The following is a 24,901-nucleotide window of genomic DNA, read 5'->3' on the forward strand; positions in this document are numbered from 1 at the left end:
CATGGTCAACGCAACGTACGCCGCGGGCACCTGGCTCGGTGTTGTCCGGGCCAACACTGTAGTCCTCCTGGGGCCCGGAACCCCGCCCGCCCTGGTCCAGTCCCTGTGGGAACTGCTGGAGCATGCCCCGGAAGTCCACGAAGTACTCCACGCCGTCACCAGCAGTTTCGGCGTTTCGCTGGCCCAGATACCGTCGTTCGGGATAGTTGATTCCGGTGACGCGCTCCGGGTCTTCCTCCGCGGCGACCTGGACCTGACCGTGCAGCTTCCCGGCGGCCCCCTGGACCTGAACGGGCGGGACGTCACCACCTGGACGGAGCGACGCCTTGACACCCCCGAGTGGTACCGCCTCACGGCGGCCGGGAACGGCCACCCCGGAGACGTGCTGCCGCTCAGCGAAGGTGTGGTCCTGCTGGAGTCCCTGACAGTATCGCTCACCGCCAGTCCGGTGGACGAGGTTGTGGCCCCGTCCGGCCTGCCCGTTGTCAACGAGGCACCCACCCCTGCCGCCGCCGTCGTCCTCGTGGCGGACACTGAACCAACGCCTGTCGGAGCCGTCCTGGCGGCGGGGGCTGAACCGGCCCTTGAAGCGGAACGTGAACCCGAACCGGCGCCGGAAGATGCGCCTGCGCCTGAACCTGAACCTGAACCTGCGCCTGAACCTGAACCTGAACCTGAACCTGAGGCGGAGCCGACACCGAGCCGGGAGGTCTCGGACGAAACGGTGATGGGGGTTATGGACGATGACTCCAACTTTGCCGCCGAAGCGCCGGAGCCCCACACGGACCTTGAACCCGAACCCGAGCCGGAGCCCACCGCCCATCCTGACCAGGTCCCGGCCCACGAAATGACCGGCAGCTATGACCACCTCTGGGAAAGGACCGTCGTCCGCCGCATCGAGGACGCGGCGGTCAGGGACGAACCCGAGGAAGATCACGGCGCCCCTGCGGCACCAACCGACACTGCTCAGGCGCCGGTCGGTGCGGCAGATGCGGACGCTGACGGGAAGCCGGACCCAGCGGCCGGCCTGGCCCCGGCTTCACCTGCCCCCGAATTGGCAGGTGCACCCGCCCCAACGCTTGCAGCCGCGGCGGCCGCCCGGACCATCGGCGGACTCATCGACTCGGTCCCGTGGCGGACCGGCGCGAGCACACCTGCGGCCCAGGCGGCGCCGTCGGCCAAGCTGCCGGAACTGAAGCTGCCGGAGTTGAACCTGCCGCCGTCGAATCTGCCCCCTTCGAATCCGCCCCCGGCGGCCGTGCCGGCAGAAGCAAATGCAGCAGACCCGGACGCCGTGGATGGGGACCACGACGGCCACACGATCATGAAGAGCGACCTCGCCGGAATGGCCGCGCATCCGGCCCCCGATCCCGAGCCGGATTCCGCAGCCGGCCCACTGGTGCTGGCCCGGGTCTGCGACCAGGGACACGCCAACCCGCCCACCCACGCACAGTGCGCTGCCTGCGGCTCGCCGCTGCCCGCCGATGCTGTCCAGGTGGCCCGGCCACGGCTGGGCCGGATGCGGGTCTCGACGGGCGAACTGGTTGACCTGGACCAGTCGCTGGTCATCGGGCGGCAGCCGTCTGTTTCCCGGGTCCACGGTGGTGGTATGCCGAGGTTGGTCCAGGTGGCAAGCCCCAGCGGCGACATCTCGCGCTCCCACGTGGAAGTGCGGCTCGAAGGCTGGCACGTGATGCTCTGCGATCTGAAGGCCACCAACGGCACCGTCCTGGTCCGTGAGGGCCAGCCGCCCCGCCGCCTGGCCCAGAACGAGATGGCCATCCTGCTCGACGGCGACATCGCCGAATTGGGTGACGACATCTCATTGCGTTTTGAGGAGATTCTTTGAGTTCCAAACGGCCTGTTGCGCCGCCGCCCCCCATCCCGGGGTTTTCGTACATCAGCCTGCTCGGCTCCGGCGGGTTCTCCGATGTCTACCTCTACGAACAGGACCGGCCGCGCCGGAAAGTGGCGGTCAAGGTCCTTCTGTCGGACCTGAAGACCGAGGGTGCCCGGCGCAGGTTCGAGTCCGAGGCCAACCTGATGGCCCAGCTCTCCTCCCACCCTTACATCGTGACCATCTTCGAGGCCGAGGTGACCGAGGCCGGCCACTCCTACCTGGCCATGGAGTACTGCTCCAGGCCCAGCCTGGACGTCCGGTACCGCCGTCAGCGCTTCAGCGTTGATGAGGTCCTGGCCGTCGGCATCCAGGTGGCCTCCGCCGTCGAGACCGCACACCGGGCCGGCATCGCCCACCGGGACATCAAGCCCGCAAACATCCTCGTGACCGACTACAACCGGCCGGCCCTGACGGACTTCGGGATCTCGGGCACCCTGGGCGGCGACGCAGACGACGACGCCGGGATGTCCATTCCGTGGTCCCCGCCGGAACAGTTCGCGGACGGCCCCGTGGACGGCGTGATGGTGGATGTCTGGGCACTGGGTGCCACGCTGTACACCCTGCTGGCCGGCAGGTCGCCGTTTGTGATGCCAGGTACTGATAACTCCCAGCGCGAACTGATCTCGCGGATCACCAGCGCGGCGCTGCCGCGCCTGGGCAGGGCCGACGTTCCGGAGTCACTGGAGCGGGCACTCTCCACGGCGATGGCCAAGTCCGCGGCGTCCCGGTACTCCTCAGCCCACGCGTTTGCCCTCGCCCTGCAGCGGATCCAGGCCGAACTAAACCTTTCGGTCACGCCCTTCGAGGTACTCGAAGAGCAGCAACTGGAAGAAAACCACCCCGATGACGGCTTTGAGGAAACCCGCGTCCGGAGTATCGCGGCCATCGATCCGGAGCGGACCGGCAGCGCCCCTACTTTCCCGGCACGCACCCGGCCGCAACGGCCCGGAACCGGTGCGCCGCCGTCGGGCATTCCGGCTGCCGGGTTTTCCCCGTCCACTGCCGCCTCGGAAGGACTCCGGCCCCAGGTTCCGGGCAACCTCTTTGCCGGCCAGCAGGCCGGCCAGCGGGTCGGCGGCAGCCAGGACGGCAACAGCCCCACGGGGGAGTGGGCCCATGCCACGATGCTCCGCGGCAGTGCACCGGCGGCGGAGTACGGGTCAGCGCCGGACGCAACGGTCCAGCGCCCAGGGCTCCTTCCTGCACAGTCCGGCCAGCCGGCCGGCCGGCCCGGCGCGCAAGGCAAGCAGGCGGCGGGGGCCGAGCCCGAGATCGACGCGACGATCAGCCGTCCCGCCCCGCTCACGGACACCGCCCCTGAAGTGGCGCCCGATCACGGCAAGCGCAACGTGTGGCTCGCCGCCGCGGGCGGAACGCTGCTGGTCCTCGCCATCATTGTCGGGATAGTACTGGCGTCCTCGGCTCCAGCACCCAAGGTCGTAGAGACCGGCCAAGTCAGCAAACCCGCGGTGGATGCACTGGACAACGGGACAGTTCCCGACGTCGCGGACCTGGCGGGGACGGTGGACGCCTCCGGTAAAGCAACCTTCACGTGGACCAATCCGCAGCCGAAATCGGGTGACGCCTATAAGTGGCGGGTTTACGCGTTGGGCAGCAACGGCGAGTACCAGTCCACGGCCGAGCCAACCGCCCAGGTGGCGTTGAATCCGACGGAACCCACCTGTATCCAGGTGATGATCGTCAGGAGCGACGGCGCGTTCTCACCTTTGGAAGAAGACTCGATCGCCTGCATCCGCAAGTGACGGCAGAGCAGACCGGAATCGTTAGAGAACGCGGGCACCGCCCGACGAGGAGGCACGGAAAATGGGGGATCTAGCAATAGATTTCTGTGGTGAGTGGTACGAACCGTCCGATGAGGAAATCTTCAACATCGGCCGCGAAGGCGACCTCGAAGTGGACGACAACCCATACCTTCACCGCCAGTTCCTGCAGGTGGCCCGCTACGACGGGATCTGGTGGCTAAGCAACGTGGGCGGGATGCTGTCCGCCACCGTCGCCGACGGTTCCGGCGGGATGCAGGCCTGGCTGTCGCCGGGAGCGCGTATCCCGCTGGTGTTCAGCCACACAAACGTCATCTTCACCGCCGGGCCCACCACGTATGAGTTCGCCGTGCACCTTAAGACGCCGTCCTTCCGCCAGGAATCACGCGAAGACGACAGCAACGGCGACACCACCATCGGGCCCGTGGTCTTCACCGACTCCCAGCGGGCCCTCATCGTGGCTCTGGCCGAACCCATGCTCCGGCGCGAAGGGACCGGGTTCAGCGCCATCCCGTCCTCCGCTGCAGCGGCCAAGACCCTGGGCTGGGCACTCACCCGGTTCAACCGGAAGCTGGATAACGTCTGCGACAAACTTGACCGTGTGGGCGTGGTGGGCCTCCGCGGCGGCGGCGGGAAACTGGCCACCAACCGCCGCGCGAGGCTGGTCGAACACGCCGTCACGTCCCACCTGGTCACGCCCGACGATTTGTACTTACTGGAAAAGATGAGGGGCGTGGACGAAGGATGAGGATCCGGCTGACACTCCGCCGGGACCCGGCGGAAACCAAGGACCTGGCCGTGACCGTCGACGGCCTGGCCACTGTGGCGGATATCGCCACCCAGCTCTGGGTCGCGGACCCCGACCGCAAGGGATCGCCGGCACCGGAAAACCTTTCGCTCCGCATCGACGAGGCATTTGTGGGCGGCGGCCTCCGCGGCAGCGTACTGACCCGCGCGGACAACCTCCTGGAATCGGGCCTGCGCCCCGGTTCCGTGGTGTCACTGACCGAAGTCAGCGAACTTTTCGACGCCCCCGGCGCCAACCGCGGACCCGCCGCAGCCACCCTGCGGATCCTTTCCGGGCCCGACGTCGGCCAGGAATTTTCGCTGCCTTCCGGCACCAGCTACATCGGCCGGGACCGGGACGTTGACATCCGGCTCACGGACCCCCTGACCTCCAAGCGCCACGCCCGCATCACCGTGGGCGAGAGCGTGGAGATCGTGGACACCAACTCCGCCAACGGCCTCCTGATGGACGGCCTGCCGGTCACCCGGGCCACCCTGAACTCCTCCGACACGGTGACACTGGGGGAGACCACTGTCACCGTGGTGCCGCTGGGCCGCAACCAGGCGGCAGCACCGACGTCGCCCCTTGTCGATTTCAACCGCTCCCCCCGGGTGGTTCCCCGCTTTGACGCGCCCAAGCGCGTGCCGCCGGCCGGACCCAAGCGGCCGGACCACCAGCCGTTCCCGTACATCATGCTGATGGCGCCGCTGCTGATGGGCGGCATCATGTTCGCGGTCACGCGGAACATCCTGTCGGTGGTGTTCATGATGATGATGCCGCTGTTCATTGTGGGGCACTATGTGGACCACAAGATGCAGACCAGGCGCCAGCAGAAGGAACAGCTCAAACAGTTCCGGGAGTCCATGGCCGCGTTCCGGCAGGACATCACCGAACTGCAGCACGTGGAACGCGCGGTCCGCCTGCAGGAAGCGCCGTCGGTCAGTGACACCGTGGATTCCATCTACAAACTCGGTCCGCTGCTATGGACCCACCGCCCTGAGCACACCGGTTTCCTGGGCCTGCGGTTCGGGCTCGGCACCGGAACGTCACGCATCCTGTTCGAGGAACCCAACAGCAACGATACCGAAGCTGAATTCATGCGCGAGATCCAGGACTGCCTGAAGCAGTTCAGGGACATCGAGGGTGTCCCGGTGGTCTCCCAGCTGCGCACCGCCGGGTCCTTCGGCGTGGCCGGGGCCCGGGGCCTGGTGGACGACGTTGCCCGCGGCATGGTCCTGCAGTTTGTGGGGCTGCATTCGCCCGCGGAGGCCGTGGTGACAGCCATTACGTCGGCGCAGTCCCGGCAGCGCTGGGACTGGCTGCAGTGGCTGCCCCACGTGGGCTCGGGCCACAGTCCCCTCAACGGCGACCACCTCGCCGCCGGTTCAGCCAGCGGCTCCTCCCTGGTGGCCAGGCTCGAGGACCTGCTCGACGCACGGGAAGCCATGGCCAAACGCTCCACTCCCGAACACCGGGGATCCGTGGACCCGGCCAAGGACGAAGTCCCGGCGCCGGTGCTGCCGGCGGTCCTGGTCATCGTCGAGGACGACGCTCCGGTGGACCGGGGCAGGCTGACCCGCCTCGCCGAGCGAGGGCCGGATTCCGGCGTCCACGTGATGTGGGTGGCCACCGACATCCAGGCACTCCCTGCCGCCTGCCGGGACTTTATGGTGGTGGACGGCGAAAACGGCACCACCACCGGGCAGGTGCGGCTGGGACGGCACACCTACCCCGTGAGCTGCGAAAGCCTCGACGCCGAACTGGCCGCCCAGTTGGCCCGGATGCTGGCGCCCGTGGTGGACGTTGGCAAGCCTGTCAGCGACGACTCCGACCTGCCCCGTGCCGTGTCCTACGCCACCCTGATCGGCAAGGACTTCCTGGACAACCCGCAGGCCGTGGCGGAGCGGTGGGTCGAGAACAATTCAGTCCATGCCTCCGCGGTTCCCAACCGGAAGGACAACGGCACCCTCCGGGCGCTGGTGGGTTCCAAGGGCATCGAACCGCTCTACCTGGACCTGAAGAACGAAGGCCCGCACGCGCTGGTCGGCGGGACCACCGGCGCCGGTAAATCAGAGTTCCTGCAGTCCTGGGTCATGGGCATGGCTGCCGCGTACAGCCCGGACCGCGTGAGCTTCCTGTTTGTGGACTACAAGGGCGGGGCGGCGTTCGCCGATTGCCTGAGCCTGCCCCACACGGTGGGCCTGGTGACCGACCTCTCCCAGCACCTGGTCCGCCGCGCCCTGACCTCCCTCCGTGCCGAGCTGCATTACCGCGAGCACCTGCTGAACCGCAAGAAAGCCAAAGACCTGCTTGGGCTCCAGCGCGAAGCCGACCCGGAAGCACCGCCGTACCTCATCATCGTTGTGGACGAATTCGCGGCGCTGGCCACCGAAGTCCCCGAATTTGTGGACGGCGTAGTCGATGTTGCGGCGCGTGGCCGCTCCCTGGGCCTGCACCTGATCCTTGCCACGCAGCGCCCAGCCGGCGTCATCAAGGACAGCCTGCGCGCCAACACCAACCTCCGGGTTGCCCTGCGCATGGCGGACGAGGATGACGCCACCGACATCCTCGGCGTGCCTGATGCGGCATACTTCGACCCGTCCATCCCGGGCCGTGGCGCTGCCAAGACCGGGCCCGGGCGCATCCAGGGGTTCCAGACCGGCTATGCCGGCGGCTGGACCACGGAGAAGCCCCAGCGTCCGCAGATCGACATCGTGGAAATGGCCTTCGGGTCAGGACCCAGCTGGGAGGCCCCGGCCCCGGAAAAACCCGTCAAGGAAGCCCCGGCCGGACCCAACGACATCGCCAGGATGACCACCAACATCGTCAGGGCAGCGGAGTCGCTGGCCATCCGGCCGCCGCGCAAACCGTGGCTGGACGAGCTGGCCAAGACGTACGACTTCTCCAAGCTCCCGAACCCCCGGACGGACGAACGGCTGCTGCTGGGCGTGGCGGATGATCCTGCCCGCCAGGAACAGCCCACGGTGTTCTACGAGCCGGACCAGGACGGCAACATGGCCATTTACGGCACGGGCGGCTCCGGCAAGTCCGCTGCCCTGCGCGGCATTGCGATTGCCGCCGCCGTCACGCCCCGGGGCGGACCCGTGCACATCTACGGGATAGATTGCGGCTCCTCCGGACTGAAGATGCTCGAAGAGCTGCCGCACGTCGGCGAGATCATCAACGGCGACGACGTTGAACGCGTCGGCAGGCTGCTCCGCCTGCTCCGGGACATCGCCGACGAGAGGTCCGCCCGGTTCGCCGAAGTCAGGGCCTCCACCATCGTCGAATACCGGACCCTGGCCAACCGCCCCGACGAGAAGCGGATCTTCGTGCTGCTGGACGGCGTGTCGGCGTTCCGCGAGACGTACGAATTCAGCCGTCTGTCCGCGCTCTGGGACATCTTCCTGCAGCTGGCCACCGACGGCCGTCCGCTGGGGATCCACCTCGTCGTCACCGGTGACCGGCCCAACGCCGTGCCGGCGACGTTGCTGGCTTCCATCCAGCGCCGGTTGGTGCTGCGGCTGACGTCCGAGGACGACTACATGTCCATGGACGTCGCCAAAGATGTCCTCACCAGCTCCTCACCGCCGGGGCGCGGCATGCTGGGCGGCTACGAGGTCCAGTTGGCCGTCCTGGGCGGGAACTCCAACCTGGCGCTGCAGGCCCGCGAGGTCCACAAGCTCAGCCAGGCGATGCTGCGCCAGGGGCTGGAATCGGCACCAAAAATCCAGCGGCTTCCCGAGCAGGTGGACCTCGACGTGCTGCCTGCGGGCAGCCCGGACCTTCCCGTTATCGGCGTCGACGACGAAACCCTGCAGCCGGCCGAGATCATGGCCCAGGGGCCGCTGCTGCTGGCAGGCCCCCCAGGGGCGGGCAGGACAGTGGCACTGGTGACCCTGGCCTACGCCTTGCGCCGGTCCAATCCGGACACGGAGCTGGTGTACATCGGCTCGCGCCGCTCTGCAGTAGCTTCGCTGCCGCTCTGGAACCGCTCGGTGGTGGGTGCAGATGACCTGGCCGAGATCATCGAGGACCTCACGGAGCACTCCTCGGGGAACCCCGGGAAACTGGCGATCTTCATCGAAGGCCTGACCGAGTTCACGGATACCATTGCGGAATCTGGCGTTTCGCAGCTCGTGACGGCGTCCATTAAGGCCGACCAGTGGGTCGTCGGCGAATCGGAAACGTCAACCTGGTCCTCGGCCTGGTCTCTCGCTCAGCCCTTCAAATCCGGACGCCGGGGCCTGCTCATCAATCCGGGCGACATCGAAGGCGACAGCCTGCTCAACACGTCGCTGGGCCGCGTAAGTCCTGAGTTCATACCGGGCCGAGGCTACATTGTGGGCCGCGGCAAGGCACGCAAACTGCAGATTGCCCTGCCACCGGAAAACAGGGGCTGAGCCGCTGCTTCCCACGGGCCCGTAAATCCAGTGGATTTGCGGGCCCGTGGCGCGTTGTAGGAGACTACCGGAAACACTGTTCGCTGTGGCAGGGGGGGGTGCCGCGCGCTGTCGAAAAGGTAACCATGATCCGATCTTCATCCGTGCTCCGCAACGTGTCCGCTGCTGCGGCCGCTGCGGTGCTGGCGCTCCTGGTTGGCTTTTCGGCGGCGGCTCCGGCGCAGGCCGACGACGATCAAAGCAGCAAAATGCCCTGTGTGGTGCTGTGCGGCCCGGACGACGACCCGACGCCGTCCCGTCCGGGCAAACCGACTGAGACGCCCTCACTGCCGCCCCCGGTGATTGAGCCGCCGGCACCTCCGCCCGCGCCCGTAGTGCCCGCCCCGGAACCGGTTCCCACCCTCGCCCCGGAACCGAGCGTTTCGCCGACTGAGGAATCGACGTCTGCCGCGCCGAGCACCACCATCCCCAGCCCGCCGTCGTCGTCCGCAGCCCCGTCCAGGGAATCGAACTGGAACAAGCCCATCACCAAGTCCGCCAAGGCCACGCAGGCCGCCGCCGTTTCCCGGAACGACGGCTCGGGCCTCTTCGGCGGGCCCGGACTGCTGGCGATCATGGGAGGCGTGCTGCTGGTGGGCGTGGCCGGCCTGGCCTCCGCATGGTGGAGCCGGAACCGCCTCGCCTCACACTGACCAACTCCCGCACCCATAGGGAGTGGTGCATGGGCAGCGGTGCCCATCGACAGTATTTTGGGGCCGGGATAGGTTCTAGGTAATGGATCTTCCGGATCAGCCGGAGGCCACTGGGGATGCCGATCTGGATCGGATCCAAGACAACGAGGAGAAAACTGATGGCTATTTGGGGCGCAGATGTAGAGCAGCTCAGGACTCTTGGCAGCAAGCTGCAGGCCGGTGCCGGCGAGATTGAGCAGCAGCGATCCAACCTCTCCCGCGTGCTGGACAGCACCAACTGGGAAGGCCCGGACGCCACCCACTTCCGTGGCGAATGGTCAGGCACGCACACCGCGGCACTGAACCAGGTCATCCAGGCGCTGAAGGATGCCGGCCAGAAGGCCACCAAGAACGCCAACGAGCAGGACCAGGCTTCACGCTAACCGCAGAAGCTCTGACGCGGGGGCCCGGACACATCACAGTGTCCGGGCCCCCGCGGCCGTTAACAGCCGGGGCGCGGCGGCGCAATGGGCGTGTGGGCGCATTGTCGGGGCGGTAGGGCAAGATAGGTCTGTGAGCACAGCACCGGTCCCCGCAGAGGAAACAGCAAACAGCACTGAGGAACTTACCGAGCCGGACGCCGTCCCCGCCGGGTCAGTGCGCGAAGAATACGAAAACCTGACCGACCTGGTCAGGAAGTACCGATTTGCGTATTACCAGGAGGACGAACCCCTGGTCTCCGACGCTGAATTCGACGAATTGTTCCGGCGCCTGGAGGAGATCGAGGCACTGCATCCGGAGCTGGTAGCCAATGACTCGCCCACGCAGGAGGTTGGCGGGGAAGTCTCCGCCGCGTTCGCCGCCGTCGAACATCTGCAGCGGATGTACAGCCTCGAGGACGTCTTTTCCCTGGAGGAACTGGAAGCCTGGATCACCAAGGCCGAGGCCGGCGTCAGCAAGCTGGGGGACACCGCCCAGCCGGCGTGGCTCACGGAACTGAAGATTGACGGCCTCGCGGTCAACCTGTTGTACCGCAACGGGAACCTGGTCAGGGCCGCCACCAGGGGTGACGGAACCACCGGTGAAGACATCACCCACAACGTCCTGACGATCAAGGAAATCCCGACGGAACTGACGGGCACCGGATTTCCCTCCGAGGTGGAAATCCGGGGCGAGGTCTTTATCCCGTCCAAGGCCTTCGCGGAATTTAATGAGGCACTGATCGAAGCCGGCAAGGCGCCGCTGGCCAACCCCAGGAATGCCGCCGCCGGTTCGATCAGGCAGAAGGATCCAGCGGAAACCGCCAAGCGTCCGTTGCGGATGTTTGTCCACGGAATCGGTGCGCGCGAAGGGCTGGAAACCCTGAGCCAGTCCCAGACCTATGCCCTGCTGGAACAGTGGGGCCTTCCCGTCAGCCCGTACTTCGAGGTTCTCGGCGGCCTGCCGGAGATCCTCGCCTTCATCAAGCGCTATGGCGAGCAACGGCACAGCCTGATGCACGAAATCGACGGCATTGTGGTCAAGGTTGACGCCTTCGCCACGCAGCGTGCCCTCGGCTACACCTCACGCGTTCCCCGCTGGGCCGTCGCCTACAAGTACCCGCCGGAGGAAGTCCACACGAAACTGCTGGACATCCAGGTCCAGGTGGGCCGTACCGGCCGTGTAACCCCGTTCGGGGTGCTGGAGCCGGTGAAGGTTGCAGGGTCTACCGTTGCCCGTGCCACGCTGCACAACCAGGACGTGGTCAAGGCCAAAGGCGTGCTGATCGGCGACGTCGTGGTGCTGCGCAAGGCTGGGGACGTCATCCCGGAGATCGTCGGCCCCGTGATGGCGCTGCGTATAGGCCGCGAGGATGAACTGCGCGACTTCGTGATGCCCGCTGTATGTCCGTCTTGCGGCACGGAGCTTGCCCCCTCCAAGGAGGGCGACATCGACATCCGCTGTCCCAATTCCAGATCCTGCCCCATCCAGCTGACGGAGCGCGTCGCGCACCTGGCCGGCCGCGGTGCCTTCGACATCGAGGCCCTCGGCGGGGAAGCTGCCGTTGCACTTACGGATCCGGCCGAGCCTAAGCCCGGCCCGCTGGTGAGTGAATCTGAGCTCTTCTCCCTGACCGCGGCGGACTTGGAACACGTGCGGATCCTGCGCGAGAAACGTTCCAAGGGCGTGGGCACCGGCGTCTTCGAGCTGGTCCCGTACTTCTGGACAAAGGCAACCGCCAAGACGCCGTCCAAGCCTACGGCGACCACCACGAAGCTCTTAGTGGAGCTGGAGAAGGCAAAGGCACAGCCGCTGTGGCGGGTGCTGGTTGCCCTGTCCATCCGGCACGTTGGTCCCCGCGCCTCAAGGGCCCTGGCCACAGCGTTCGGCACCATGGACGGCATCCGGAATGCCTCCGAGGAAGACCTGGCCCACGTGGACGGTGTCGGCCCAACCATCGCGGCCGCACTGAAGGAGTGGTTCGCCGAGGACTGGCACGTCGAAATCGTTGACCGCTGGGCCGCCGCCGGAGTCCGTATGGAGGACGAGCGCGACCACTCCACGCCGCGGACCCTGGAAGGGCTGACCCTTGTGGTTACCGGCTCCCTGCCGAACTTCAGCCGGGACGAGGCCAAGGAAGCCATCCTCATCAGGGGCGGAAAAGCGGCAGGATCAGTCTCCAAAAACACCAGCTACGTCATCGCCGGCGAAGGCGCAGGCACCAAACTGGACAAAGCCGAACAGCTCGGAATTCCCGTCCTGGACGAGGACGGGTTCCGCGAGCTGCTTGCCAACGGCCCGGCGCCCGCTGCCGAAGCCACGCCCATACCTACGTCCACGGAATCAGAAGAGGCAGCCGAATGAGCTATCCGGATCTCAACACCGAGCTGCTTGCTGTGGCCCGGCAAGCAGCCGCCGCCGGCGCCGCCGTGCTGGCGTCCCGCAATGCCGAAACGCTGGACGTCAGCAACAAAGGCGACGCCGGCGACTGGGTTACGGCCTTTGATGTCGCCGCGGAGAACGCGGTTCGGGATGCCATCATGGCCGCCCGTCCACAGGACACCATCACGGGCGAGGAGCATGGGACCACCCGCCCCGCTGCCCCCACCGGTTATCGCTGGTCCATCGACCCGCTGGACGGTACCACCAACTTCATCCGGAACATCGTCTACTACGCCACCTCCGTGGCCGTGGCGGATTCCTACGGCGTCTGGCTGGCCGGCGTCGTCAACGCCCCGGCGCTGGGCCGCGTCTACTACGCTGCCCGCGGCCAGGGTGCCTGGCTGGAAGAAGGCGGCCGGGTGACCCAGCTCGAGGGCCCGGCGCCGGATCGTGCCGGACAGATCCTCGCCACCGGCTTCAGTTATGACCCCGCCATACGCTCCGAACAGGCTGCACTGCTGGACAGCCTGATGGACGGATTCGCAGACGTCCGGCGGCTGGGCTCCGCAGCGCTGGACCTCTGCATGGTGGCCGACGGGACTCACGACGCCTACGGAGAACGCGGGCTTAACGAACATGACTTCTCCGCCGGTGCGCTGATTGCAGAGGAAGCCGGTTGCTGGGTCCGGCGTCCCCGGCTGGCCAGTCCGCTGGACGGTGGACCCGCCGACGAGGACAGGCTCGCCGCCTGGACCTGCGCTGGGACTTTGGCGCTGTCCGGCAAATTTCCGCTGTAACTCCGTTGCGCCACTAGCATTGTCAGGTGCAATCGCAAATAACCATCCGACCGGCCGTTGAGGCAGACTTCCAGGCCATAGCCAGGATCACCGTGGACTCGTACCTGGCAGCAGGGTATTTCGGCAGCGCGGACCATCCCTATATGCAGCAGATCCAGGATGTTGCCGCCCGGGCGGCAAAGGCCACCATCTGGGTTGCGGAGCGTGACCGGCAGGTGGTGGGTTCCGTGACGCTGGCCCTCGCCGGTGAACCGTTCGCCGATATTGCCCTTCCGGATGAGCTGGAGTTCCGGATGCTGGTGGTGGATCCTGCGGTGCAGCGCAGCGGCGCCGGCAAGGCCATGGTTGAAGCCATCATTGAGCATGCCAAGTCGTTGGAGGGAATCACCGGGGTGGCCCTCACCACCGGCGGGACCTGGGAGAGTGCCCATGGCCTCTACCGGAAGACCGGCTTCAAACGTGTCCCCGAGCGCGACTGGCTGATTCCGGGCACCGACATAAAGCTGCTGGTTTTCCGGCTTGACGTCCAGCCAACCTAAAGTGGTGCCGACTCATTTTCGGCACTGAAAGGCCCACCATGCGAAAAACATTCGGCACCGGCTCCGTCTGGGAGCAGACCCTCGGCTACTCCCGCGCCGTCCAGGTGGACAACACGCTGTACATTTCCGCCACGGCCGCCAGCGGCGAGGACGGCATTGTGGGCGAGGACTTCTACACGCAGACCCAGTACATCCTGCAGAAGCTCGGCGTGGTCCTGGCCGAGGCCGGTTTCAGCTTCGAAGACGTGGTCCAGTCCAAGCTGTACCTGACGGACATCAGCAAGTGGGAAGACGCCGGCCGCGCCCATGGCGAAGTCTTCGGCGAGATCCGCCCCACCCTTGCCCTGGTGCACGTCCTGCCGTTCCTTGACCCGAAGATGCTCGTCGAAATCGAGCTCGTGGCGCAGAAGAGCGCCAACTAGCCTCCACCCCGCCTCTGCGCGAACGTACACTTGAGGCCCTAAAATCGGTGGATTTAGGGCCTCAAGTGTACGTTCGCGCTCAAGGGGTGGGGCTACTGGGCCGGGAGGCTGTAACGGTGCTCGGGGCGTCCGGTGGTTCCGTAGCGCAGTTGGATGTCGACGGCGCCGTCGTCGGCCAGCGCGGACAGGTACCTTTGCGCCGTCGCCCGGGAAACCCCCACCCGGGTGGCTACGTCCACCGCCGAATACTGCTCGCCGGCCACCAGCGATTCCAGCACTGCGGCTTCGGTGGCGGAGCGGGGCTTGGCCGACTGCGCCACGTCCCCGGGGATCAGTGCCCGCTTGGCCCGTTCCACGGCGCCCTGGTCCAGGGCCCCGGGCTGGCCCAGCAGCCTGCGGTAACGGGCGTACGAACGCAGCTGCTGCGACAGCGACTCGGCTGTAAAGGGCTTCAACAGGTAGCCAAGGGCACCGCGGCGGAATGCTTTCCGCAGCGACTCGGCGTCCGACGCGGCACTGAGGATCATGGTGTCCACGTCGAGCTGCTGCAGCAGGTCGAGCCCGGACGCGTCCGGCAGGTAGACATCCAGCAGCACCAGGTCCGGGCGGAGGCTGTGGATCGCCTGCAGGGCCAGGGAAGCCGACCCCACCGGCGCCAGCGCCAGGAATCCCGCCACCGAATCCACATAGGCGGCGTGCAGCTTCGCCACGTGGAAATCGTCATCCACAATCAGCACCCTGAAATCTTCAGGCATCTTTGTCCTTTCCAGCCAAATCCGTGGTCTCCGCAGGAGTCCCGGCCGTGGTCCCCGCAGTTGTGCGTGGCAGGGAAGCCATAAACACGGCCCCGGGTCCGCCCGGTGTTCCTGGCTCCAGCAATCGGACGTCCCCGCCGCGGCGCCGGGCCAGCGTCCGGGCTAGGGCCAGGCCCAGCCCCTGCCCGCCGGTGGTCCGTGCACCGGCCCCGGCCCCGGGCCCGACAGCAGCCGGAGCCGCCAGTCCAGGGCCAGCTGCGGTCGTAAATCCTTCTGCAAAGACCCCTTCCGGATCCGTCCCGGCCGCGAGCCCGTCACCCGAGTCGGCGACGACGATGTGCAGCGTCCCGCCGTCGTCGTGCGGTTCATCCAGCACCTCCAGCTCCACCCAGCGGTCCGGCGAGGAGCCGGCGACGGCGGCGTTGACCGCATTGTCGATCAGGTTGCCCAGCACGGTGGTCACGTCCTGCGGCTCGGTGACCTGGCCGCGGACCAGGGTTTCGGGCCCGATCCGCAGCGTGACGCCGCGCTCATCGGCCTCCACCCCCTTGGCACCCACAAAGGCCTGCAGGTAGGGGTCCTGCAACAGTTCGGCCTGGTCCACCGGGAACTTCAGCGGCCCCGTGGCGGCCAGTCCGGCCAGGTAATCGCGGGCCTGCTGGTGCTGCCCGATGCTCATCAGGCCGGCGATGGTGTGCAGCTGGTTGGCGAATTCGTGGCGCTGGGCGCGCAGGGCCGTGGACATGGTGCCGACGGCGTCGAGCTGCCGGGTGAGCTGCTGGAGTTCGGTGCGGTCCCGAAGCATCACCACCCAGCCCAGGTCCTCGCTTCGATGCAGGGCCTTGCGCGCGCTGGCCACCAGGACACTGCCGCCGGCCACCAGCTCAATGGCGTCAGCCTCAGCGGCGTCCGGCCGGGTCAGGGCTTTGAGCTGCCCAGGTACCGGAGCGTCGGCCCACGTTGTCCCCGAAAGGTCCGGCTGCTCCAAAAGGCGCTGCGCGGCTGCATTGAACACGCTGATCCTGCCGTCTGCCGAAACGCCGATGACGCCGTCGTCCACGCCCTGCAAAACGGCCACCTGGTCGTGTACCAGCGTGCTGATTTCCTCGGGCTCCAGCCCCAGGGTCAACCGCTGGAGCCGCCGCCGCAGCAGGAACGAGGCCAGCACGCCAGCCAGCAGCGCACCTGCGGCGGTCAATCCCACGGGTCCGACGTCACGCGCGACGCTTTGGCCAACGCTCTCCATCGAGTAGCCCACGCTGACCTCGCCCACGACGGTGCCCGTGCCCGCACCATTTCCCGGCGCGTAAACAGGAACCTTGGCGCCGGCCGACGGCCCCAGCGTCCCGGTGTTCCTGGTGGTGACCTCCTGGCCGGCCAGGGCCTCGGACGGATCGGTGCTGACCTTCTCGCCCAGCCGGTCCGGGTCTGGGTGCGCCAGGCGCAGGCCGGTCTCGTCGGTGATGACCACAAACAGTGCCCCGGTCCGGGTCCGGATCGACTCGGCGGCCGCCATCAGCGGTCCGGCGCGGAGCACTGCGGGCGGGGGAGTGCCCGCGCCCTCGCTGATGGCGAGGACGTTGGCCTGAACCGAAGGGTCCGCGGCGACGGCGCGGGCCAGCGTCAGTGCCTGGTTTTCCGCCTCTCGGCCCACGCGGTCGTACGTCAGCCAGGCGTGGACAGCGGCGCTGAGCAGCACCACCAGCAGGACTACGCCCAGCTGGAGGAGGAGCGTCTGTGTGGAGAACCGCAATGCGCGTGTGCGTGACGAACGCGGCATGGTCCTCCCTTCCTCGGGCCTGAGTATGAGCACAATGCGCAAAATGCTCCGAATAAGCAGTATGCCAATCAATTGAGCCAAAGGCACTGCCGTGACGTCCGCCACCCTAATGTCTGTAGCACGCGTCACACTGCGGTGGCGTTGTTCACATGAAGGAGCCGGCCGTGCTGGTATTACTTGGATTCGCAATGATCGCGGTATTCATGGTGCTGATCATGACGAAGAAGTTGACGCCAGTACTGGCGCTGATCATCGTCCCCACCGTTTTTGGCCTCTTTGCCGGCGCGGGACTGGGCATCGGGGACATGGTCCTGGACTCGATGAAGGCCATGACGTCCACCGCGGCGCTGCTGATGTTCGCCATCATCTACTTCGGCCTGATGATCGACGTCGGGCTGTTCGACCCGCTGGTGAAGTTCATCCTCCGCAAGCTGGGCAACGACCCCGCCAAGGTGGTTCTTGGCACCGCCATCCTGGCAGCCGCGGTGTCCCTGGACGGTGACGGCTCCACCACGTTCATCCTCACCACCGCAGCCATGCTGCCGATCTACCTCCGCCTGAAGATGAGCCCTGTTGTCCTCACCTGCGTGGCCGGCCTGGCCAACGGCACCATGAACATCGTTCCGTGGGGCGGCCCCACCGCCCGCGCCGCCAGCGCCCTGAAAATCGACGTCAATGACGTCTTTGTCCCCATGATCCCGTCCCTCATCGCAGGCCTGGCGGTCGTCCTGGTCTTTGCTTGGCTGCTCGGCCTGCAGGAGCGCAACCGCCTCCGCGCCACGGCGCCGGAAATCTGGGGAGTGCCGTCCTCGGCAGAACCCTTTACCGCTGAAGCGTTCGACGGCGGCACTCCGGCAGGTGGCAACGGCGGCTCCGGCAATGGTTCAGGCCGCGGTTCCGCACCCGTTCCCGCAACGGGAGGCCCCGCCGTCGGCAGCTTCTCCCCGGAAGGTTCCGGAGTTGCCGTACTGGAGCGCACTGAAGACCTCGTGGACGACAACGACACTGCCATGGCAGACACCGCCCTGGACCCTAACCGCAAGACGCTTCGTCCCAAGCTGCAGTGGTTCAACTTGGGCCTTACCGTGGCCGTCATGGCGATGCTCATCGCCGATCTCGTTCCCCTGCCCTACGTGTTTATGGTGGGTTCCGCTATCGCCCTGCTGGTGAACTTTCCCCATGTCAAGGACCAGGCCTCGCAGATCGTGGCCCACGCACCGTCGATCGTCGCAGTGGTCAGCATGGTCATGGCTGCCGCAGTCCTGACCGGCGTCCTGACCGGCACAGGCATGGTTGAGGCCATGTCCGCGTGGCTGGTGCAGATCATCCCGTCCAACATGGGTCCGCTCATGGCCGTCATCACCGGCGTGCTCAGCATCCCGATGACATTCTTTATGAGCAATGACGCCTTCTACTTCGGTGTCCTTCCCGTCCTGAGCGAGACGGCCGCGCACTACGGCATCAGTGCCGCAGAGATGGCCCGTGCCTCCATTACCGGACAGCCCTTCCACATGCAGAGCCCGCTGGTGCCCGCCATCCTGCTCCTTGTCTCCCTGGCCAAGGTTGACCTGGGCGATCACCACAAAAAGGTCCTGTGGCGGGCCGCCGTCGTTTGCCTCGTCATGCTGGGTGTAGGAATGCTGACGGGAGCCATCGGGATCGGCTAGTCTGAGGCTGCCTGTGGTTGGCCCTTGTGGCCGGGACCACGGCACCGATGTGCCCGTCTGACGCCCGCTGGGGGTCGTCAGACGGGCACTGACGTTTCCCCACTAGACTGGTTCGGAAAACAATCCGAACCTGCAGGGGAGATCCATGGCTGCGATCAACCGTGACGATGTTGCGCACCTCGCGCAGCTCGCTCACATCGAGATGAGTGCTGAAGAGCTGGACAGGATGGCCGGCGAACTCGCCGTCATCGTTGATTCAGTGAAGTCCGTGAGTGAAGCCGCCGGTGACGACGTCCCGGCAACCTCCCACCCGATCCCGCTGACCAACGTGTTCCGCGAGGACGTTGTGGGCCACACCTTCACCGCAGAGCAGGCACTCTCGGGAGCTCCGGATTCCGATGAGAACCGCTTCAAGGTCCCGGCAATCCTGGATGAGGCATAACCATGACTGACACCAACGAACTCATCCGCCTCTCGGCCGCGCAGCTGGCCGCCAAGCTGGCCGCCCGCGAGGTCACCTCTGTCGAGGTCACCCAGGCCTATCTGGACCGCATTGCGGCCGTGGACGGCGGGGAACGCGGCGTGAACGCGTTCCTGCACGTCAACACCGAAGAAGCGCTCGCCGTCGCCGCCGAGGTGGACGCCATCCGTGCCGCCGGCGGTGCCGCCGCCGAGGAACTCCACGTCCTCGCCGGCGTGCCCATCGCGGTCAAGGACCTCATCGTCACCATCGGCCAGCCCACCACGGCCGGCTCCAAGATCCTCGAGGGCTGGCACAGCCCCTACGACGCCACGGTGGTCAAACGCCTCCGTGCCGCCAAAATGCCCATCCTGGGCAAGACCAACCTGGACGAATTCGCCATGGGTTCCTCCACCGAGCACTCTGCGTACGGCCCCACCCGCAACCCGTGGGACCTGGACCGGATTCCGGGCGGGTCCGGCGGCGGTTCTGCTGCAGCCGTTGCCGCTTTCGAGGCCCCGCTGGCCCTCGGCACGGACACCGGCGGATCCATCCGCCAGCCCGGCGCCGTCACCGGCACCGTGGGAGTCAAGCCCACCTACGGCGGTGTCTCCCGCTACGGTGCCATCGCCATGGCTTCCTCGCTGGACCAGATCGGACCGGTTTCCCGGACTGTCCTAGACTCGGCGCTGCTGCACCAGGTCATCGGCGGGCACGATCCCTTCGACTCCACATCCCTGCCCGACCCCCTGGCAGACCTCGTCGCCGCTGCCCGCGTGGGCAACGTCGAAGGCATGCGGATCGGCATCATCAAAGAACTCCACGGCGAGGGCTACCAGGCCGGCGTCGAAAACCGCTTCAACGAATCCCTGGAGCTACTGAAGCAGGCCGGTGCGGAAATCGTTGAGGTGTCCTGCCCCAACTTCCAGTACGCCCTCGGTGCCTACTACCTGATCATGCCGTCCGAGGCCTCCTCCAACCTGGCAAAGTTCGACGGCGTCAGGTACGGCCTGCGCGTCCTGCCCGAGGACGGACCCATGACGATCGAACGCGTTATGGGTGCCACCCGCGCCGCCGGTTTCGGCGCCGAGGTCAAGCGCCGCATCATCCTTGGCACCTACGCCCTGAGCGCCGGCTACTACGACGCGTACTACGGCTCTGCCCAGAAGGTGCGCACCCTGGTCCAGCGTGACTTCGAAGCCGCGTTCGCGCAGGCCGACGTCCTGATCTCGCCCACGGCGCCCACCACGGCGTTCAAGCTCGGCGAGAAACTGAATGACCCGCTGGCGATGTACCTCAACGACGTAGCCACCATCCCCGCCAACCTGGCAGGCGTGCCCGGGCTGACCCTGCCCGGCGGCCTGGCTGACGAGGACGGCCTTCCGGTCGGCATCCAACTGCTGGCTCCGGCCCGCGAGGACGCCCGGCTCTACCGCGTGGGTGCTGTCCTGGAATCCCTGCTCGAGGCACAGTGGGGCGGCCCGCTCCTGGACCGTGCACCGGTGTTGGTTGAGACCCTTGTTGAAGCCAAGGAGGCAAAATAATGAGCACTGACGCAACCCTGAGCTTCGAAGAGGCCATGGAGAAGTACGATCCCGTCCTGGGGTTCGAGGTCCACGTGGAGCTCAACACCAAGACTAAGATGTTCTCCTCCGCGCCCAACGTCTTCGGCGACGCGCCGAACACCAACGTCAACGAGGTGGACCTGGGCATGCCCGGCGTGCTGCCGGTGGTCAACAGGATCGCGATCGAGTCCTCGATCAAGATCGGCCTTGCCCTGAACTGCAAAATCGCTGAGTCCTGCACGTTCGCGCGGAAGCAGTACTTCTACCCGGACACTCCCAAGAACTTCCAGACGTCACAGTACGAGGACCCGATCGCGTACGACGGTTACCTGGACATCGAACTCTCGGACGGGACCATCTTCCGCGTCGAGATCGAGCGCGCCCATATGGAAGAGGACGCCGGAAAGCTGACCCACATGGGTGGGGCCGCCGGCCGTATCCAGGGTGCCGACTTCTCGCTGGTGGACTACAACCGCTCCGGCGTTCCGCTGGTGGAGATTGTCACCAAGCCCATCGAGGGTGCCGGGTCCCGTGCCCCGGAACTGGCCAAGGCCTATGTGGCGGCCGTCCGGGAGATCGTCAAGAACCTGGGCGTCTCGGACGCGAAGATGGAACGCGGCAACGTCCGTTGCGACGCGAACGTGTCGCTGCGCCCGCACGGCCGCGAACGCTTCGGCATCCGCTCCGAAACGAAGAACGTCAACTCGCTGCGCGCCGTCGAACACGCCGTCCGCTACGAGATCCAGCGGCACGCAGCCGTCCTGGACGCCGGCAACCCGATCATTCAGGAAACGCGCCACTGGCACGAGGACACCCGCACCACCACGTCGGGCCGTCCCAAGTCCGACGCCGATGACTACCGCTACTTCCCGGAGCCGGACCTGGTTCCGATCGTGGCGTCCCGCGAATGGGTGGAGGAACTCCGCGCCACCCTGCCCGAGCCGCCGGCCGAGCGCCGCAAGCGCCTGCAGGCCGACTGGGGCTACTCGGACTTGGAATTCCGCGACGTGGTCAACGCCGGCGTGATGGATGAGATCGAGGAAACCATCGCCGCAGGAGCCTCGGCCTCTGTCGCCCGCAAGTGGTGGATGGGCGAGATCGTTGGCCGTGCCAAGAACGCCGACGTCGATCCCGGCCAGCTGGGCGTGCGGCCCGCCACCATCGTGGAGCTGAACCAGCTGGTGGAGGACGGCAAGATCAACAACAAGATGGCCACCGAGGTCCTGGACGGCGTGCTCGCCGGCGAGGGCACCCCGGCGGAGATCGTGGTGAAGCGCGGCCTGGCCGTTGTTTCCGACGACGGCCCCCTGCTCGAGGCCATCGATGCCGCACTTGTCGCCCAGCCGGACGTCGCGGACAAGATCCGCGCCGGCAAACTCCAGGCGATCGGCGCGATCGTGGGCGGCGTTATGAAGGCCACCCGCGGGCAGGCCGACGCCGGCCGCGTCAAGGAGCTGATCCTCGCGAAGCTCGGCGTCGAGGGCTAGTCCGGCCTAATCGGGCGCTCAGGCGCCGGCCAAGCTACTTGTTTTAACCCAACTGGGTCGCATCGGCTGCGACCCAGTTGGACTTTAAGTACTCACTTTCCGCCGAAAAGTACGCGTGTTCAGCGGGGCCTGCCGGATTTAGACTGAAGATCCAGGGCGCCCGAGCCCTGCCGGTGCTGTGGGAGGAATGGCCATGTCGGTCCAAGAACCGTTGAGATTCCGCAAAGTCCTGCTGGCCGGTGTGGTGGCGCTGGCCCTGACCGGCACCGGCGTCGCCATCGCCTGGTCCGCGGACACGCCATCGCCGTCTCCGTCCGAATCTGCGCCGGGGAAGTCGGACAAGGCCCCGGGGCAGCATAAACCGGACAAGGCCCAGCGCCCGCAGCACCTGCATAGTGAGAGTGTGGTGAAGAAGGCAGACGGGACGTTCGAAACCGAGTTGACCCAGCAGGGCACCGTGGACGCTGTCAGCTCAACTTCGGTCACCGTCAAGAGTGAGGACGGCTTCACCCAGACCTACGCCGTCAATGCGGACACCAAGATCATCAAGTTCCCTGCCCCGGCCGCGGACGGTTCGCCGGCAACGGGCGACGACGGCAAACGGCTGAAGCGCTCAGAGGTCACCATCGCGGAAATTGCCGCAGGCGAGGCCGTCAGGGTCTCCGGTGTCAAGAGCGGCGACAACGCTACGGCGCGTCAGATCGTGGAAGGCGCCCCAACCGGTCCAGGTAAGGGGATGGGAATGGGCAAAGGCCTGGGCCTGGGTAACGTTCACGGACGCGGCCACGGGATGGGTAAGCTCAAGGACCGATGACCTGACCCCTAACCCGAGCCGTTTGTGCCCCAAGTAAGTAGCGCGATGTGTCGTTTTGAGCCTCCAAAACGACACTTAGTGCTACTCAGTTGGGCCAGCCGCGCGCAGGGTCAGCTGTCCTCCACCAGCCCGGTCATGATCGCCTGCAGCGCCTCGCACACAATCATCACCGAGCGGCGCTTCAGGTTCTCCGGGCGGGCCAGGATGTCGATCCGCCGCCGGGTGCTGATGCCCTCGAGCGGCCGCAGCACAATGCCCGGGTTGAGCACGGGCCGCGCCGTATGCCGCGGCAGCAGGCCCACCACCCCGCCCGCCGCCACCAGCGCTGCCACGGTGGAGTAGTCGTTGATCCGGTGGATGATGTTCAGTTCCCTGCTGGAGACGGCCGCCACGGCGGAGAGGACGTCCGCGGGGGAGTAGCCAGTGTGGCTGGTCACCCATGGTTCGCCCACGACGTCGGCCGCCGTAACGGTGTCCCGGTCCGCCAGGGGATGCCCGGCCGGCAATGCAACGTCCAGCGGTTCATGCGCCAGCGGAATCACCGCAACACGCTCCGCGGGCCAGCGCGGGCTGTGGTCCATCCGGTGTGCCAGCACCAGGTCGTAGCGCGCCGTCAGCGCCGGGAAATCCTGCTGCGCCACGTCCTCGTCGGAAAGCTGGATCCGCGGCTGGCCGGGAGCGTCCAGCATGCGCGCAAGCGGCGCGAACAGCGCCTGGCCGGCACTGTGGAATCCGCTGATGGTCACGGGGCCAACGGGCGAGCCGTGATAGGCGCCGATCGCGGTCCGGGCGTCGGCCATGGCACTGACGACGGCGGCACCTGCGTCGGCGAGCACCTGGCCGGCCTCCGTCAGCACCAGGTTGCGGCCCTCTTTCCGGGTCAGCGGAACGTCAATGTTGCGCTGCAGCAGGGCCAGTTGCTGGGACACCGCGGACGGCGTGACCATCAGCGTCTCCGCCACCGCCTTCACACTGCCCAGGGCGCCAAGTTCGCGGAGGATTTCCAGCTGATGAATTTCCATCCACCCAGTCTATGCATAAGAGAATGCTTCATCGTCGATTGAGAGAATTGTGCTTGTGCTAATGCTTCTAAGTGGCTCTAATAAAGGGAGACCACACCCGCAGGCCGCGGGTCGCTGCCAACAGTCAGGAAGCCAATGAAGGCACTCTACAAGTCCGGTGCACACGCCGGGTTCGAGCTGGTTGACCGCCCCGAGCCCGAGGCCGGCCCCAGCGATGTCAAGATCCGGGTCATGACCACAGGGATCTGCGGCACGGACCTGCACATCCAGTCCTGGGACGCCTGGGCACAAAGCATGATCGAGGCGCCGCTCATCGCCGGCCACGAGTTCTACGGTGAAGTAGTGGAAATCGGCGACGGCGTCCGCGACGTCAAGGTAGGGGACCGGGTATCGGGCGAAGGCCACGTGGTCTGCGGGATCTGCCGGAACTGCCGCGCGGGGCGCCGCCAGATGTGCATCCACACCGTCAGCGTCGGCGTGCAGCGGGACGGCGCCTTCGCCGAGTACGTGGTCATTCCCGAGACCAACGTCTGGGTCCACCACGATCCCTCCATCACCCCGGAGCTCGGCGCGATTTTCGATCCGTTCGGCAACGCTGTCCACACCGCCCTCAGTTTCCCCCTGGTGGGCGAGGACGTGCTGATCACCGGGGCGGGACCCATTGGCCTGATGGCCATCGCGGTGGCCCGCCACGCCGGCGCACGCAAGATCGCCATCACCGATGTCTCCAAGCCCCGGCTCGACCTGGCACGCCAGCTCGGCGTGGACCTGGCCATCGACGTCTCCACCACGCGCGTCAAGGATGCCCAGCGTGAACTCGGCATGCGGGAGGGCTTCGACATCGGGATGGAAATGTCCGGCCACCCCACCGCCCTGCCGGAGATGATCAACAACATGAACCACGGTGGCCGCATCGCCATGCTCGGCCTGCCCAGCCAGGACATCACCATCGACTGGGGCAAAGTGGTCACGCACATGCTGACGCTTAAGGGCATCTACGGCCGGGAAATGTATGAGACCTGGTACGCCATGAGCGCGATGCTCTCCTCCAACCCCGTGCTGCACGCGGGCATCTCAGCAGTGGTGACGGACAAGCTTCCGGCCGCAGAATGGGAAAAAGGCTTCGCCACCGCCCGCGCCGGCGTCGGCGGAAAAGTTGTCCTCGACTGGACCGAACTCTAAGGAGCAC

General features: G+C 66.6%; 19 protein-coding genes. 16 read left to right on the forward strand and 3 right to left on the reverse strand.

Going from position 1 to position 24,901, the window contains the following annotated elements; all coding sequences use genetic code 11:
- Position 1 precedes the first annotated feature (1 nt).
- The 10 genes from ACZY0Q_RS12535 to ACZY0Q_RS12580 all read left to right on the forward strand — a co-directional run bounded on the left by ACZY0Q_RS12535 (position 2) and on the right by ACZY0Q_RS12580 (position 14,162).
- Positions 2-1,849, forward strand: coding sequence for an FHA domain-containing protein (locus ACZY0Q_RS12535; protein WP_463917278.1), 1,848 nt, complete (start codon positions 2-4; stop codon positions 1,847-1,849).
- Positions 1,846-3,663, forward strand: coding sequence for a serine/threonine-protein kinase (locus ACZY0Q_RS12540; protein ID WP_463917280.1), 1,818 nt, complete (start codon positions 1,846-1,848; stop codon positions 3,661-3,663). The genes ACZY0Q_RS12535 and ACZY0Q_RS12540 overlap by 4 nt, the downstream gene beginning before the upstream one ends.
- Before the next feature lie 61 nt (positions 3,664-3,724).
- Positions 3,725-4,429, forward strand: coding sequence for a hypothetical protein (locus tag ACZY0Q_RS12545; protein ID WP_104061062.1), 705 nt, complete (start codon positions 3,725-3,727; stop codon positions 4,427-4,429).
- On the forward strand, positions 4,426-8,871 hold the full coding sequence (locus tag ACZY0Q_RS12550) for an FtsK/SpoIIIE domain-containing protein (protein ID WP_463917282.1): 4,446 nt from the start codon (positions 4,426-4,428) through the stop codon (positions 8,869-8,871). The genes ACZY0Q_RS12545 and ACZY0Q_RS12550 overlap by 4 nt, the downstream gene beginning before the upstream one ends.
- Positions 8,872-8,996: 125 nt before the next feature.
- The gene (locus tag ACZY0Q_RS12555; protein WP_463917283.1) at positions 8,997-9,563 is read left to right on the forward strand and encodes a hypothetical protein; all 567 of its coding nucleotides are present in this window, start codon (positions 8,997-8,999) and stop codon (positions 9,561-9,563) included.
- A 158-nt stretch (positions 9,564-9,721) separates the two neighbouring features.
- Positions 9,722-9,985 (forward strand): WXG100 family type VII secretion target, encoded by a 264-nt coding sequence (locus ACZY0Q_RS12560; protein ID WP_111908407.1) that lies wholly within the window; start codon positions 9,722-9,724, stop codon positions 9,983-9,985.
- A gap of 130 nt (positions 9,986-10,115) precedes the next feature.
- The gene (gene ligA, locus ACZY0Q_RS12565) at positions 10,116-12,386 is read left to right on the forward strand and encodes an NAD-dependent DNA ligase LigA (RefSeq protein WP_463917284.1); all 2,271 of its coding nucleotides are present in this window, start codon (positions 10,116-10,118) and stop codon (positions 12,384-12,386) included.
- Positions 12,383-13,201 (forward strand): inositol monophosphatase family protein, encoded by an 819-nt coding sequence (locus ACZY0Q_RS12570; protein WP_463917286.1) that lies wholly within the window; start codon positions 12,383-12,385, stop codon positions 13,199-13,201. The genes ligA and ACZY0Q_RS12570 overlap by 4 nt, the downstream gene beginning before the upstream one ends.
- Positions 13,202-13,227: 26 nt before the next feature.
- Positions 13,228-13,740: a GNAT family N-acetyltransferase gene (locus ACZY0Q_RS12575; protein ID WP_463917287.1), complete on the forward strand. Its 513-nt coding sequence runs from the start codon at positions 13,228-13,230 to the stop codon at positions 13,738-13,740.
- A 38-nt stretch (positions 13,741-13,778) separates the two neighbouring features.
- Positions 13,779-14,162, forward strand: coding sequence for a RidA family protein (locus ACZY0Q_RS12580; protein WP_463917288.1), 384 nt, complete (start codon positions 13,779-13,781; stop codon positions 14,160-14,162).
- A gap of 92 nt (positions 14,163-14,254) precedes the next feature.
- On the opposite strand, the gene ACZY0Q_RS12585 is transcribed toward ACZY0Q_RS12580, so the two are convergent.
- Entirely contained in the window at positions 14,255-14,917 is a 663-nt protein-coding gene (locus tag ACZY0Q_RS12585) for a response regulator (RefSeq protein ID WP_463917289.1), read from the reverse strand.
- Positions 14,910-16,697 (reverse strand): sensor histidine kinase, encoded by a 1,788-nt coding sequence (locus ACZY0Q_RS12590; RefSeq protein WP_463917290.1) that lies wholly within the window; start codon positions 16,695-16,697, stop codon positions 14,910-14,912. Before ACZY0Q_RS12590 ends, ACZY0Q_RS12585 begins: the two co-directional genes overlap by 8 nt.
- Positions 16,698-16,861: 164 nt before the next feature.
- Here ACZY0Q_RS12590 and ACZY0Q_RS12595 point away from each other — a divergent pair, with 164 nt between their 5' ends.
- The 5 genes from ACZY0Q_RS12595 to ACZY0Q_RS12615 all read left to right on the forward strand — a co-directional run bounded on the left by ACZY0Q_RS12595 (position 16,862) and on the right by ACZY0Q_RS12615 (position 22,690).
- Positions 16,862-18,364, forward strand: coding sequence for a CitMHS family transporter (locus ACZY0Q_RS12595; RefSeq protein WP_463917291.1), 1,503 nt, complete (start codon positions 16,862-16,864; stop codon positions 18,362-18,364).
- 145 nt (positions 18,365-18,509) lie between these two features.
- A complete protein-coding gene (gene gatC, locus ACZY0Q_RS12600; protein ID WP_056348187.1) occupies positions 18,510-18,806 on the forward strand; it encodes an Asp-tRNA(Asn)/Glu-tRNA(Gln) amidotransferase subunit GatC in 297 nt (98 codons plus the stop codon).
- A gap of 2 nt (positions 18,807-18,808) precedes the next feature.
- Positions 18,809-20,368 carry an Asp-tRNA(Asn)/Glu-tRNA(Gln) amidotransferase subunit GatA gene (gene gatA, locus ACZY0Q_RS12605; protein ID WP_463917292.1) on the forward strand — a complete coding sequence of 520 codons (1,560 nt, stop codon included), beginning with the start codon at positions 18,809-18,811 and terminating at the stop codon, positions 20,366-20,368.
- A complete protein-coding gene (gene gatB, locus ACZY0Q_RS12610; RefSeq protein WP_463917293.1) occupies positions 20,368-21,876 on the forward strand; it encodes an Asp-tRNA(Asn)/Glu-tRNA(Gln) amidotransferase subunit GatB in 1,509 nt (502 codons plus the stop codon). The genes gatA and gatB overlap by 1 nt, the downstream gene beginning before the upstream one ends.
- A gap of 193 nt (positions 21,877-22,069) precedes the next feature.
- A complete protein-coding gene (locus ACZY0Q_RS12615; protein ID WP_463917295.1) occupies positions 22,070-22,690 on the forward strand; it encodes a hypothetical protein in 621 nt (206 codons plus the stop codon).
- Between the two features lie 110 nt (positions 22,691-22,800).
- Here the strand turns inward: ACZY0Q_RS12615 and ACZY0Q_RS12620 are convergent, their stop codons facing one another.
- Positions 22,801-23,712 carry a LysR family transcriptional regulator gene (locus tag ACZY0Q_RS12620; RefSeq protein ID WP_463917296.1) on the reverse strand — a complete coding sequence of 304 codons (912 nt, stop codon included), beginning with the start codon at positions 23,710-23,712 and terminating at the stop codon, positions 22,801-22,803.
- A 135-nt stretch (positions 23,713-23,847) separates the two neighbouring features.
- Between ACZY0Q_RS12620 and tdh the strand changes: the two genes are divergently transcribed.
- Positions 23,848-24,894 carry an L-threonine 3-dehydrogenase gene (tdh, locus tag ACZY0Q_RS12625; RefSeq protein ID WP_463917297.1) on the forward strand — a complete coding sequence of 349 codons (1,047 nt, stop codon included), beginning with the start codon at positions 23,848-23,850 and terminating at the stop codon, positions 24,892-24,894.
- The last annotated feature ends 7 nt before the right edge of the window (positions 24,895-24,901 follow it).

Source organism: Pseudarthrobacter lactosi (genome assembly GCF_055412785.1).